At 69.6% G+C, this 12,129-nt stretch carries 14 protein-coding genes and 1 pseudogene; 6 read left to right on the top strand and 9 right to left on the bottom strand.

The features are described 5' to 3' along the window. Window positions 1–71: 71 nt before the first annotated feature. The 8 genes from AB0E02_RS08245 to AB0E02_RS08280 all read right to left on the bottom strand — a co-directional run bounded on the left by AB0E02_RS08245 (window position 72) and on the right by AB0E02_RS08280 (window position 4,733). Entirely contained in the window at window positions 72–326 is a 255-nt protein-coding gene (locus AB0E02_RS08245; protein WP_362137193.1) for a hypothetical protein, read from the bottom strand. Next, window positions 323–934 (bottom strand): chaplin, encoded by a 612-nt coding sequence (locus AB0E02_RS08250; protein WP_362137194.1) that lies wholly within the window; start codon window positions 932–934, stop codon window positions 323–325. Before AB0E02_RS08250 ends, AB0E02_RS08245 begins: the two co-directional genes overlap by 4 nt. A gap of 148 nt (window positions 935–1,082) precedes the next feature. Beyond that, window positions 1,083–1,478: a rodlin gene (locus AB0E02_RS08255; protein ID WP_362137195.1), complete on the bottom strand. Its 396-nt coding sequence runs from the start codon at window positions 1,476–1,478 to the stop codon at window positions 1,083–1,085. Window positions 1,479–1,953: 475 nt separating this feature from the next. Then, window positions 1,954–2,355, bottom strand: a complete 402-nt coding sequence (locus AB0E02_RS08260) for a rodlin (RefSeq protein ID WP_362137196.1) — start codon at window positions 2,353–2,355, stop codon at window positions 1,954–1,956. Between the two features lie 335 nt (window positions 2,356–2,690). Continuing rightward, a complete protein-coding gene (locus AB0E02_RS08265; protein WP_362137197.1) occupies window positions 2,691–2,978 on the bottom strand; it encodes a hypothetical protein in 288 nt (95 codons plus the stop codon). 269 nt (window positions 2,979–3,247) lie between these two features. Then, window positions 3,248–3,481: a chaplin gene (locus AB0E02_RS08270; protein WP_362137198.1), complete on the bottom strand. Its 234-nt coding sequence runs from the start codon at window positions 3,479–3,481 to the stop codon at window positions 3,248–3,250. Window positions 3,482–3,844: 363 nt separating this feature from the next. Next, the gene (locus tag AB0E02_RS08275) at window positions 3,845–4,243 is read right to left on the bottom strand and encodes a rodlin (RefSeq protein WP_362137199.1); all 399 of its coding nucleotides are present in this window, start codon (window positions 4,241–4,243) and stop codon (window positions 3,845–3,847) included. A gap of 244 nt (window positions 4,244–4,487) precedes the next feature. Continuing rightward, window positions 4,488–4,733: a chaplin gene (locus AB0E02_RS08280; protein ID WP_362137384.1), complete on the bottom strand. Its 246-nt coding sequence runs from the start codon at window positions 4,731–4,733 to the stop codon at window positions 4,488–4,490. Window positions 4,734–4,992: 259 nt separating this feature from the next. Between AB0E02_RS08280 and AB0E02_RS08285 the strand changes: the two are divergent. From AB0E02_RS08285 to AB0E02_RS08300, 4 genes and pseudogenes are all read left to right on the top strand, one after another. After that, a pseudogene (locus AB0E02_RS08285) lies at window positions 4,993–5,217 on the top strand (crosslink repair DNA glycosylase YcaQ family protein); the annotation flags it as partial. A gap of 106 nt (window positions 5,218–5,323) precedes the next feature. Then, window positions 5,324–6,154, top strand: a complete 831-nt coding sequence (locus AB0E02_RS08290) for a crosslink repair DNA glycosylase YcaQ family protein (RefSeq protein WP_362137200.1) — start codon at window positions 5,324–5,326, stop codon at window positions 6,152–6,154. Between the two features lie 208 nt (window positions 6,155–6,362). After that, window positions 6,363–8,045: a bifunctional 3'-5' exonuclease/DNA polymerase gene (locus AB0E02_RS08295; RefSeq protein ID WP_362137201.1), complete on the top strand. Its 1,683-nt coding sequence runs from the start codon at window positions 6,363–6,365 to the stop codon at window positions 8,043–8,045. Window positions 8,046–8,229: 184 nt separating this feature from the next. Next, on the top strand, window positions 8,230–9,450 hold the full coding sequence (locus tag AB0E02_RS08300; RefSeq protein ID WP_362137202.1) for an alpha/beta hydrolase: 1,221 nt from the start codon (window positions 8,230–8,232) through the stop codon (window positions 9,448–9,450). 225 nt (window positions 9,451–9,675) lie between these two features. On the opposite strand, the gene AB0E02_RS08305 is transcribed toward AB0E02_RS08300, so the two are convergent. Beyond that, window positions 9,676–10,272 (bottom strand): TetR/AcrR family transcriptional regulator, encoded by a 597-nt coding sequence (locus AB0E02_RS08305; protein WP_362137203.1) that lies wholly within the window; start codon window positions 10,270–10,272, stop codon window positions 9,676–9,678. 174 nt (window positions 10,273–10,446) lie between these two features. Between AB0E02_RS08305 and AB0E02_RS08310 the strand changes: the two genes are divergently transcribed. Both AB0E02_RS08310 and AB0E02_RS08315 read left to right on the top strand, forming a co-directional pair. Continuing rightward, a complete protein-coding gene (locus tag AB0E02_RS08310) occupies window positions 10,447–11,328 on the top strand; it encodes a spheroidene monooxygenase (protein ID WP_362137204.1) in 882 nt (293 codons plus the stop codon). 406 nt (window positions 11,329–11,734) lie between these two features. Continuing rightward, on the top strand, window positions 11,735–12,127 hold the full coding sequence (locus AB0E02_RS08315; protein WP_362137385.1) for a RidA family protein: 393 nt from the start codon (window positions 11,735–11,737) through the stop codon (window positions 12,125–12,127). Window positions 12,128–12,129 lie beyond the last annotated feature (2 nt).

The following is a 12,129-nucleotide window of genomic DNA, read 5'->3' on the forward strand; positions in this document are numbered from 1 at the left end:
CTTCAAACGCCCGGCGAGGCAGGTCCCACCAATGAGCGAAAGAACGATCCTTCCCGTGCCGGAGTGTGTGCTCAGGCGTTGATCCGCACGATCCGTCGTACCACCGGAAGGGCGGCTTCCAGCCGCAGCCCCGCCCGCCGGAAGCGCTGCGACGGCCCGCGGTCGAACCGTCCGGTGATGCCGACGGCCGGATCGACCGGGCGGCCCAGGCCGAGCGGCCCGCCGGACCCGCTCGGCCGGCCGCCTCGCCCCCGGACGCCCCTGGCGTCACCGGCCCGGCCGGTCCTCTCCCCCACTCCGTGATCCGCGTCGTCCGCGCCGCTCACCGGCGTCGCGTACGGGCCCTGCGCAGCAGCAGCGCCCCGCCCAGCAGCAGCCCCCCGCCCGCACCGGCCGCCGTCCCCAGCTCGCCGGTCCCCGTATTCGCCAGCAGCGCCGAGCCCGCGGATGCCCCGGCCCGCGCCACCGCGCCCATCCGCTGGTCCGGTACGGACCGCGGCGCGGGCCGGTGCGCGGCCTCGTGCACGGCCGGGTGGCCGGCCGGCGGCGCCTTCTCGGGCGCCGGCTTCACCGGCGCCGGGGCCTCGTGCCGCACGTGCGTCTTCTCCGGGCGCCGCACCGGCCCCGCCGGCTTCCCCGGTGAGACGGGCGGCCGCTGTGCCACCGGGGGAGGCGGTACGGCCGGCGCGGGCGCCGCACCGCTCCCGCAGGAGTTGCCCAGGGCGGGGTTGAGCGCCGCGGCCCCGTCGACCGAGTTGCCACACGCGTTGACCGGGGTGTCCACGCTCACCTGGACGCTGTTGCCGGACAGCACCCCCGGGGAGTCCGAGGCGCCTCCCCCGGCGCCGGCGTCCGCGTACGCCGTCCCGCCGCCCGCGCCGAGCATGCCCGACGCCGCGGCCATGAGCACGCAGGTCTTCAGGCTCTGTCGCATCTCTCATCCCTCGTCTGCAGTCGTTGCGTACGGGCCCAGGGGCCCGCTCCCCCCGTGGTGCGAATACGGCCGGGCGGCCGGCAGCGCATACGCGGCGCCGGCCGCCCGGAGACGCAAGCGGTGCAACGGCCGAAGCCGTCGGCCGTCCTCAGTGGTTGGCGACACCGTTGCCCGAGAGGATCGGGATGTCGTCGATGATGTGCGACAGCGTCTCGTCGCCCTTCGCCTGGGTCGAGTTCTGGACGCACTGCTGGTTCTGCGGGTTGGACAGCACATTGATGTCCTGGATCTGAGCGGCTGCGAGGCCCTGGATCGGCACCTTGCCCACAGCGATGCACAGCTGGTTCAGCGAGCCCTGGACGAGCCCGAGCTGGGTGCTCAGCTTGCCGTGCGTGGTGGAGTTGCCGTAGACCGACGCCGCCCCGTTCCCGTTGACCGTCCGGGTGCCCTTCTGGTCACCGATCGCCATGGCCTGCGGAGCGGCCGCAACGGAGATACCGACGAGCGACGCCGCCAAGGCCGCGCCCGCAAAAATCTTCTTCATTCACGCAAACCCTTCAGGAGATGGAACTCCCGGCCCGGGAGCCCTATTTGAACAACCCGCCACGCGGCCGCGAGTTGCGCAGCATCACCCGAATAGCTGGCCGGTTCTCCGGAAAAGAGGCCGCTCACACCGGCCCGAAAACGACAATGCGATGAATGTGCCCGGAGTTTCGCCGTACCGCTCCCGTCCCTCTTCACCGGCTCATCGGGGCCCGGTGCACGACACAGGGCCCGCACCACCGTCCGAACGGCTGCGCAGACCCTGTCCTCGTTTCCGGCCGGCATGCCAATGCCCTGGCAACCCCATCAATTTCGCAAGGGCATTGGCATGCTTCCCTCCACACACCCTTCCTAACGACCGGATGCGCCGGAGTTCAGTCACGAGCGAATAACAATTCCCGGCCCCGGGGTGGGCAGCAAAAACCCGGGCCGCCCGGAAGAAGGAGGGCCGGGCGGCCCGGGTTTTGCTCAGCCGGTCAGTGGTTCCCGGCGCCGTTGCCCGAAAGGATCGGGATGTTGTCCAGGATGTGCGACAGCGGCTCGTCGCCCTTCGCCTGGGTCGAGTTCTCGACGCACTGCTGGTTCTGCGGGTTGGACAGCACGTTGATGTCCTGGATCTGGAGCAGGATGCCCAGGACCTGGACGGGCACCTTGCCCAGGGCGACGCAGGGCTTGTTCAGCGAGCCCTGGATCAGGCCGATCTGCGGGCTCATGTAGCCGTACGTGGTCGAATTCCCGTAGTACTGCGTCGCGCCGTTGCCGTTGACGGAAGACGTCCCGTGCTGATTACCGATCGCCATCGCCGCAGGGGCAGCGGCGCTGGCTACGCCGACAATGGACGCAGCCGCTGCTGCGGTCGCCAGAGCCTTCTTGATCATTTTGGTCCTTCGTGTTTCGGGATACCCTTGGGCCGGGCAATCTGCCCAACTGACAGGGACGTTTTTGGTTGTTCTCATTCACTCAAACAGCGGGTGGCCTGATGCGCTTTGCCCATCGCCATCGCGACCGGCACCCGGTAACCGGAACCCGGCACGAAAAACGTCCGGGGTGCGGTGCAGCTTCGTGAAATCGAACTCCGCGATCCGATAATGGGGAATTCTGCTCCCCGTCGCATTCCACCGGAGGGCGGCCGAGGCGCCGTTTGGTCCGGACTGCGTCGCGGCTCCTTGCCGAGCGGTTCCGGTGGTCGCCGGCCGGCGTCACGCGTCAGGAATTACTTGAGCGGAAGACCACCGAGCAGCCGGCCCTTCTTGGCCGCGCCGTTAAGGCCGCCGAGCAGCTTCTTCGCGCTGGCCGACTTGACCTTGTCCCGCGCGGTCCTGACCGTGTTGAAAAGCGGCCCGAGCTGGTGGCCGTCCAGCTGATCGCTGCTCAGCGTGTCGTTCACCGCGCCGTTGAGGCTCATGGTGGGAGCTCCGGGCTGCGCGGCGAAAGCGGGCGCGGCGGCCCCCAGCGCCAGGACGGAACCGGCAACAACCGCAGCAGACTTTGCGTACTTCACTTCAACTGTCCCTTCTCGGGCGGTGCTTGACGGTCCCGGGAGATCAGCGCCGCATAAGCGATCACTTCGCTGCTCGGATCACCGCTTTCAACGTGATTAACGAGGGCCGCGGTCCGAAGAAACCCTGAATTTCGCCCTTTTCGGCCAGGCCACCCGAAAGGTGCGGACAGCTGCACCATTACCCATGCAAGCGAATGTCGACCGGCCCGATGCACAGGGAACCGCGCATCGGGGCCGGGTCACAAGGACACAGCTCGAATTCCTTCGAGTCAGTGGTTCAGGCAGTTGTTGCCGAACGCCGGGTTCAGCAGTGCGATGATGTTGACGGTGTTTCCGCACAGGTTGATCGGAATGTGGATCGGAACCTGGATGGAATTGCCCGAGATCACACCGGGGGAGCCCTTGGTGCCGCCCGCGGCCTCCGCGTCGGCGAACGCCGGCGCCGCCGAGGCCATTACCATCAGCGTGCCGGCCGTGACCGCTGCGACCTTTGCGTACTTCACTTTCTGCCCTTCCTGTCAGCGGGTCCGTAGCGCACACGACCGTCGTGTCGCTCGGGCGCTGATCTGCTCGCCCGTAACGCCGCTGCCGATATTGGTAACGATTGCCCGTCGTGGATGAAACCCTTGCCCGGTGGTTTTCCGAGGAATCGCTCGAAGGGTGCACGACCGTTTCGAGAGATTGCCGCCGCGCATACGACGCGGAAAAAACACCGGACTTCGAACAGGCGCGGTATCCGCCGAATACGAATTTCTACCGAAAGGGGGATCGAGAATATCTGTCCCTACGTTCCGTAAGGGACACCGCAGGACCGGACCACCCTGGAAGTGAGAGCCGGCGGTCCGGACCTGCGGCCGTTGGCCGGCTCAGTGGTTGCCGACGCCGTTGCCGGACAGGATCGGGATGTCGTCGATGATGTGCGACAGCGTCTCGTCGCCCTTCGCCTGGGTCGAGTTGTCCACGCACTGCTGGTTCTGCGGGTTGGACAGCACGTTGATGTCCTGGACCTGGATCGCGCCCAGGACCTGGACGGGCACCTTGCCCACGGCGAGGCAGGGCTTGTTCAGCGTGCCCTGGATGAGCTCCAGCTGCGGGCTCATGCTGCCGTGCGTGGTGGAGTTGCCGAACGCGCTCTTGGCTCCGTTGCCGTTGACCGTCGACGTGCCGTGGTGGTTGCCGATCGCCATCGCCTGGGGCGCGATCGCCGCCGAAATTCCGACGACGGACGCGGCGACAGCCGTCGTGGCCAGGACCTTCTTGATCACGATTTACCCTTCTCGAAGCGGAGTGCCCGTATCCGGAGCGCCCTGGTCAACTCGCTTCTTTGGGTGCGGTTTCGCCCATTCACCCGAATGCCGCGGAACGATAGACACATATCACTGCATCTGGGCGGCCCTTTCGGCCGCGGATGCGTAGTGGGCGGCACAAAGGCCGGTACGGGAATGCGTACCGGCCTTTGTGGTGGACCGCCCGCGTCAGCGGCCCGAGCCATCAACCTCTGTACAGCGCTCAGCGGTTGATGCAGACATTGCCGAACGCCGGGTTCAGCAGTGCGCCGATATTGACGGTGTTTCCGCACAGGTTGATCGGAATGGAGATCGGCACCTGGATGAGATTGCCGGAGAGGACACCGGGGGAGTTGACTGCGCCGCCCGCGGCGGATGCCCCGCCGGTGGCACTGGCCATACCGGCCGCCCCCACCACAGCGACGCCCGCGGCGGCGGACACGACGACGGCCTTCGAGACAAACTTCACGGTGAACCTCTTCACTGAGCAGCATTCAGGTATGTGCGCGCCGCGTGGGGCGACAAGCAGCTCAACGCATCAACTGGGGCAAAAGTAGCGGGCTCAAACGGGTGAAAGGGATGTCTCGCACATTTGGTGGTAGTTGGCCGTTCGGCGGATCGGCCTGCCGGGCGTCCCGTCGTCATCGTCGCACGCGGTGCGGCCAGGGGGTCCGCCAAACCAGGCCCGGAAAAGGCCGGTTGTCAGTGGCGTCCGGTCCAATGGCGATATGAAGGTGACATGTGCGCAGGTGCTGGCGTGGCGGCTGCGGCAGCAGAGTCTGGCACCGCGGACGACCGCTTCGGTGGAGCAGCTCGTCGGGCAATTGGCCGGTGTGCAGGCGCAGGTCGCCTCGGCGGCCGAACTCGCCCTGGCAATACGGCAGAAGGAGCATCGCCGCGGCGCTGTCCAGGAGGCGCTCGCGGCCCGTTCGCTGGTCAGGACCTGGGCGATGCGGGGCACGCTGCATCTGCTGCCGGCCGACGGTGCGGCGGCGTATCTCGCGCTGCTGGGGGCGGCGCGTACGTGGGAAAAGGCCGTCCTGGCAGCGGGCGTTCGGGGTGAGTCCGCAGCAGGTGTCGGCGCTGGGCGAGGCCGTCGACGAGATCCTCGACGCGCGGGTACTGACCCGCCAGGAGTTGATCGACGCGGTGCCGGCGCGGCCCGGCCTCGAAGGCCTGGGAGAGCAGTTGGCGTCCGGCTGGGGCACCGTGCTCAAACCGCTGGCCTGGACGGGCCGGTTGTGTCAGGGCCCGCCACAGGGGCAGAACGTCACGTTCACCTCGCCGCGCTCCTGGGTGCCCGGTTGGCGAGGGGTACCGGACCCGGACACGGCCGCGCCGGCGGTGATCTCGGCGTACCTGGCGGCCCACGGTCCGGCCACACCGGCCACGTTCGACGCCTGGCTGCTGCGCGGCGCGACCCGTAAGGCCGTGCTCCGCGGGTGGTTCGCGTCGCTCGGCGACCGGCTGACACCGGTCGAGATCGTGACCGGGGGCGGGGGCGGGGGCGGCAGCACGGGCCGGGGCGGGGGTGGGGGCACGGCGTATGTGCGGAGTGAGGACCTGACGGCGCTGGCGCGCATCAAGCCCTCGCAGGAGGTGCGGCTGCTGGCCGGTTTCGATCAGTACGTCCTCGGGCCCGGCACGGCCGATACGCGACTGATCGCGGCTGCTCGGCGTACGGCGGTCAGCCGCAGCGGCGGCTGGATCTCGCCGGTGGTGGCGCATGAGGGGCGGGTGGCGGGCGTATGGGAGTTCACCGAGGAGACGGTGGGCGTGACGTTGTTCGCGGAGCACGGTGCGGTACCGGCCGCCGGCCTGGAGGCGGAGGCCGCCCATCTCGCCCGCTGCACGGGCCGCGAACGGCGGCTGGTGGTGCGGGTGCGGTAGGTCGGGGCGGGTCGGGGTCGGAGTCGGGTCGGGGTCGGGGTCGGGGTCGGGGTCGTAACTGTGCCTGTGGCTGAGTCTGTGCCTGTAGCTGCGACGGCGCCTGTGACCGTGGTCGCGGCCGTGGCCGCCACGGGAGGTTGTGGCTGCTGTTTTGTGGCGAACCTGCAGGTCAGGGCGATTGTCAGACCCTGGTGCAAGACTGAAGGACATGAGATGGGCGGTGGTGGAGACGGGCGACGGGGGTGCTCGTCTCTGCCCGCTCACTCCGGATGGCCGGGTGGCGGGGCCGGTGGTGAGCGAGCCGTCGCTCGCCGAGGCGGTGCGGTCGCGGCCCGAGGTCGAGCGGTGGGTGTGGCGGTCCACCGCGGAGATCTACCGGCGGCTGCTGGCTGCCGGGGTGCGCGTCGAGCGGTGCTACGACGTGGAGGCCGCGGAGGCGCTGCTGTTCGGCCATGAGGAGGGCCAGTCGGGGCAGCCGCGTTCGTTGGCCGCCGCCTGGGCACGGCTGCACTCCCTGCCCGTGCCCCCGGACGCTCCCCCGCGTACGGCGGAGACCCAGCCGTCCCTCTTCGAACCGGGTCCGGTGCCGTTGCCGCCCGGCACGGACGAGTTGTCGGCGCTGACGGAGGTCTACGCCGCGCAGGTGGCGCGTACGGCCCGGGCCGAGCACCCGGAGCGGATGCGGCTGCTGCTCGCCGCCGAGTCCGCGGGCATGCTGGTGGCCTCGGAGATGGGGCGTACGGGGGTGCCGTGGCGTGCGGATGTGCATCGTGCGCTGCTCGACGAGCTGCTGGGCGAGCGTTTCCCGGGTGGGCTGGAGCCGCGGCGGATGGCGGAGCTGGCGGACGAGGTGTCCCGGGCGTTCGGGCCCGGTGCCCGGGTGCGTCCCGATCTGCCGAACGACATCGTCAAGGCGTTCGGCCGGGCCGGGATTCCGCTGACCTCGACCCGTAAGTGGGAGCTGCAGCAGGTCGATCATCCCGCGGTGGCGCCGCTGCTGGCGTACAAGACGCTCTACCGTCTGCACACCGCACATGGGTGGGCGTGGTTGCAGCAGTGGGTGCACGACGGCCGGTTCCGTCCCGAGTACCTGCCCGGTGGCACGGTCTCCGGCCGCTGGACGACGAACGGCGGGGGTGCGTTGCAGATCCCGAAGGTGATCCGCCGGGCGGTGCTCGCCGATCCGGGGTGGCGCCTGGTGGTCGCCGACGCGGACCAGATGGAGCCGCGGGTGCTGGCCGCGGTCTCCCGCGACCGGGGTCTGATGGAGGTGGCCGGCAGCGGCGAGGATCTCTACGCGGACCTTGCCGCCCGTGCGTTCGGCGGCGACCGGGACCGGGCCAAACTCGGGCTGCTGGGGGCGATTTACGGCCAGACATCGGGCGACGCCCTCAAGCACATGGCCGATCTGCGCCGCCGCTATCCGGCGGCCGTGGCGTATGTGGACGAGGCGGCGCGCGCGGGCGAGGAGGGCCGCCTGGTGCGTACGTGGCTGGGCCGCACCTGCCCGCCCGTCTCCATGGCACCGCCCGACGAGGCGGGTCTGCCCCAGGAGGAGGAGCCGTCCACCGGGTATGGCGGCAGTTCGGCGGCCGCCCGCGCCCGCGGCCGGTTCACCCGTAACTTCGTCGTGCAGGGCAGCGCCGCCGACTGGGCGTTGCTGCTGCTGGCCGCGTTGCGCCGGGCACTGTGGGCGGGCGGTCTCCGCGCCGAGCTGGTGTTCTTCCAGCACGACGAGGTGATCGTGCACTGCCCCGCGGAGGAGGCGGCCGCGGTGTCCGAGGCCATCACGGCAGCGGCCGCGACGGCAGGCCGGACGGCGTTCGGTGAGACACCCGTCCGCTTTCCCTTCACCACGGCGGTGGTGGAGTGCTACGCGGACGCGAAGTGAGGAGTGAGGTGGGCGCGTGCTGCCCTCCTCGCGCGACGTGCGCCTCTCAAGGCTCTTGGTTTCTTTGGTCTCTTTGGTCTCTTCGGTTTCTTCGGTTTCTTCGGCTTCTTCGCTTCCCTCGGTGCGGCGACTCCGGCTTCGCCATATCGCCACATCCGCACGCCAACGCTGGTAGGAGACGTATATGGCTGAGAAGAAGCTTCCTGCAGAACTTCCTGTGACTGTCCCGCCCGGATTGACCGTGCATCCCGAACTGGTCCCCTATCTGGCGAAGTTGCCGCCGTTCTCGGATCCGTACGAGGACATCAAGGCCACCCGCGAGAGGTTCCGCGGGCTGCTGGCGCTGCGCCCGGCCGATCGGACCGGGGTGAGCAGCAAGCGGTACGACATCACGCGGCCGGACGGCAGCGCCCTCACGGTCGAGGTCTACCGACCGGAGCGTGCGAAGGCTGAGGAGGCTGGTGAGGCTGAGGAGGCTGGCGCGGCTGGTGAGGCTGAGGAGGCTGGCGCGGCTGGGGAGACTGGTGAGGATCTCCTGCCCGCCGTGTTGCACTTCCACGGTGGCGGATATGCCATCGGCCGCTCGCTGCCCGGTCAGGACCGGTCGGCGATCGCGCTCTGCCGCGAGTTGCCCGCCATTGTCGTCACCGTGGAATACCGTCTCGCTCCGGAGCACCGGTACCCGGCAGGTGTGGAGGACTGCTATCTGGCCCTGGAGTGGACGGCCAAGCAGGCGAATGATCTGGGGATCGACGCGGACCGGATCGCGGTTACCGGCAATTCGGCGGGCGGTGGGCTGAGCGCGGCCGTCGCCTTGATGGCCCGCGACCGCGGCGGCCCGGCTCTGGTCTACCAGTCGATGTGCGTACCGGACGTGGACGACCGCGCCGCCGAGCAGCCCATCCCGGCCATGCCGGAGGACGAGGGCGCCGACTCCGGGGCCGGGACCGGGGCAGGGGCCAAGGCCGGGACCGGGGCCGGTGAGGTGGCCGGGGCCGGTGAGGTGGCCGGGGCCGGTGAAGGGGCCGGGGCCGGGGCGCTGCCGAATCCCTGGCTGAACAGCCTTCGGACCGTGCGCCTGGCCTGGCAGCACTACCTCCCCGAGGGGACGACGGTGCCGGACGCCTACGCCTCGCCGGCCCGCGCCACCGATCTCTCCGGCCTGCCGCCCGCGTACGTCATGGTCTGTGACCTCGACCCGCTGCGCGACACCGGCCTGGCGTACGCCCGGCGCTTGATGGACGCGGGCGTGCCGGTGACGGTCCACAACGTCCCCGGCGCCTGGCACGGCTTCGAACTGCACGCCCCGGACACCCGCCTCGCGAGGGAGACGAAGGCGCACTGGAAGGGACAGTTGCGGTCGGCGCTGTATCCGGAGCGGGCGGAAGGGATGGGGGTGGCCTGAGCGGGGTGGGGGGTGGGGGCTGCGGGCGGGGGCCGGGTGTGGGCTGCGGGGTGGACTGCGTCGAGCGGCCTGGGACGTGTGGCCGGGTTGTGCGGTCTGGCTGTGCGGCCTCGGTTGTGCGACCTGCGCCGTGTGGTCTGGGCTGTCTGAGCTGTTCCCTGCGCGTCTGCTCCCTGTGCAGTTGCTCCCCCGGCCCGGGAGGAGATGCCTCCCGCCCGTCCCCGACTAACCCACGGTTGACATCAGGCCACGGGTGATTCGGGTCATCGCCGACACCAGGAGTTCCCGTGGCTGCTCGGGCTGGTCCAGCCACCACAGGGCGAGTCCGTAGAGCGAACTGCGGATCGCCTCGGCCAGCGGCTCAAGTTCGCCCTCGGGCAGCCCAGGGGCGAACTCCCGCAACAGCGCCATGTCCGTCTCGCGCTGTCTGCGCTGCAGTTCACGGTGGAAGTCCTGCACCTCCGCGTCCCCGGTGGTGTCCCGGAACATCATCCGCCAGGTGTACGGGTGGCTCTGCACATATCCGAACCAGGCGTCGTACATCGCCCTCATACGGCTGTCCAGATCCCCCTCGCCGTGCAGGAGTTGTTGGATCGGGGCGGCCGCCAGCTCATCACGGTGCCGCTCCAGCAGCGCCAGGTGCAGTTCCTGCTTGGAGTCGAAGTGGCGATAGAGCATGGGTTTGCTCAGGCCGGCCTCGGCGGCGATCTCCCCGATCGTCGTACCCGCGTAGCCGCGCTCGGCGAACAGCCGGGCGGCGGTGTCCTCAATGCGCGTCCTGGCCTCGGCGCGCGCCGCGCGCCCTCGATCGATCTCCCTCATACGACCCTCGCCACCCCTCCGTTTGGCCGATTCGGACTGCTCGATTCCTCTGGCAATCATCGCTGCGATGAAGGATACTAGATCGTGTACCAATTGGTATACGCATGAGTAACTTACTCAGTAACAACACTTACGGGTCGACTCACCGTGAGGCGACCGGACACGGGGGTCGCTGTGATCATTTCCTTGCATGTCGCCGACGTAGGGGCGCGTGCCGTGCCCGCCCTCCTCCGCGAGCGTCTGCATCCGGGCGAGGTTCCGGGGCTGCGCTCCGCCCGGACGACGCTGACCGGGGCCATCGAGGCCGGCCTCCTGCCCAAGCTGCATCCAGGCCGGGTCGCACTGCTCGCTTCCTGGGAGGACGACGCCGCACTCGACGGCTTCCTCCGCGCTGAGCAGAACCCGCTGGCGGAACGGCTGGCAGGCGGCTGGCACGTACGACTCCGGCCCATCCGGATGTCCGGATCGTGGAGCGCGATGCCGGTGGAGGTCGCACCCGGCACAGCGACGGATGAGGACCAGGGATACGGCGAGCAGCGATACGGCGAGGAGGAGTATCGGGAGCAGGACAGCCGTGGGCTGGACGGCCGTGGGCAGGACAGCCGTGGGCAGGACAGCCATGGGCTGGAGAGCGGCGAGCGGCACGTCGAAGGGGCGGCCGGCGCTACCGCCACCCCGGTCGCCGTCCTCACCCTCGGACAGCTCCGCCTGCGTCGCGCCCTGCCGTTCCTCCGCGCCAACTCCCGGGCCGCCGGGCGAGCGGCAGCCGATCCCGCGCTGCTCGCCTCCCTCGCCCTGGCCAGACCGCCCCGCTTCGTCAGCACGTTCTCCATATGGCGGAGCGTGGACGCCATGCGCCGCTACGCCTACGGCTCCGCCCAGCCCGATCACAAGGCAGCGATCCAGGCGCATCAGACAGCACCGTTCCACCACGAGGCCGGATTCGTGCGCTGCCTCCCTTATGCCGCCCAAGGCACTTTGGACGGCCGGGACCCGCTGGCGACTGCTGGTTCGGGAGCGGCGACTGCTGCTACCAGCCACAGGGAAACGCGCTGATCAAGCGCGTGCTGATGGCCGCGGCTCGGGGCAGCGGTGTGATGGTGGACCGCCGCGCCCCTGTCCCGATGGCCGACTGACTGCCATTTGTCTTCCCCGATGGGCGGCTTCCCCTGAGGAACAGGACGGGCTTCAATCCCTGGAGTGCGTGTGCGAGTACGAGTACGTGGTCCAGGACGAGGACACGGTTGAGTGCGAGGGCGCGTGCGCGGCAGGGGCGCGTAGGCAGGGGGGCCGTGCGCGGCAGGTGCGCGTGCGCAGGGGGCCGTGCGCGGCGGATGCGGTACGAGTGGGCGGTGGAAGGGAGTTCGTGCGGATGAGTGCGGAGACTGATATGAGCGGTGAGCCCGAGCAGACGGCGAGCGGCGCCGGTGACGCGCCGCGGAGAGCCACGGGTGGCGGGGAGATGGAGCGGATCAATCCGCCGCACCTTGCCCCGCCTACCGGATTCAGTCACGCCGTACGGGCAGCGCCGGGAACGCTGGTCTTCCTCGCCGGTCAGACCGCGCTGGATGGTGCGGGTCGGATCGTGGGGAACGGGATCGTCGAGCAGTTCGAGCGTGCGCTGACGAACCTCCTGGACGTCGCGGCCGCATCCGGAGCCGCCCCGTCGGACCTCGCCAAACTCACCGTCTTCGCCGTCGATATCGCGGACTACCGCCGGCACGCTCGGGAGATCGGCCGGGTGTGGAAGCGTCTGGTCGGCAGTGACTACCCGGCGATGGCAGTGATCGGCGCCACCCGCCTCTGGGACGAGACGGCCCTCGTCGAAATCGAGGGGATCGCCGTGATCCGGTAGCT

Source organism: Streptomyces sp. NPDC048196, assembly GCF_040652715.1.
In the GTDB taxonomy this organism is placed as follows: Bacteria; Actinomycetota; Actinomycetes; order Streptomycetales; family Streptomycetaceae; genus Streptomyces; species Streptomyces siderophoricus.

Bases quoted from the DNA above. Each gene is read 5' to 3' on its own strand.
- AB0E02_RS08250 (WP_362137194.1), bottom strand. From the start codon at position 934: ATGCGACAGAGCCTGAAGACCTGCGTGCTCATGGCCGCGGCGTCGGGC.
- AB0E02_RS08255 (WP_362137195.1), bottom strand. From the start codon at position 1,478: ATGAAGAAGATTTTTGCGGGCGCGGCCTTGGCGGCGTCGCTCGTCGGT.
- AB0E02_RS08260 (WP_362137196.1), bottom strand. From the start codon at position 2,355: ATGATCAAGAAGGCTCTGGCGACCGCAGCAGCGGCTGCGTCCATTGTC.
- AB0E02_RS08295 (WP_362137201.1), top strand. From the start codon at position 6,363: ATGAGATGGGCGGTGGTGGAGACGGGCGACGGGGGTGCTCGTCTCTGC.
- AB0E02_RS08300 (WP_362137202.1), top strand. From the start codon at position 8,230: ATGGCTGAGAAGAAGCTTCCTGCAGAACTTCCTGTGACTGTCCCGCCC.
- AB0E02_RS08305 (WP_362137203.1), bottom strand. From the start codon at position 10,272: ATGAGGGAGATCGATCGAGGGCGCGCGGCGCGCGCCGAGGCCAGGACG.
- AB0E02_RS08315 (WP_362137385.1), top strand. From the start codon at position 11,735: ATGGAGCGGATCAATCCGCCGCACCTTGCCCCGCCTACCGGATTCAGT.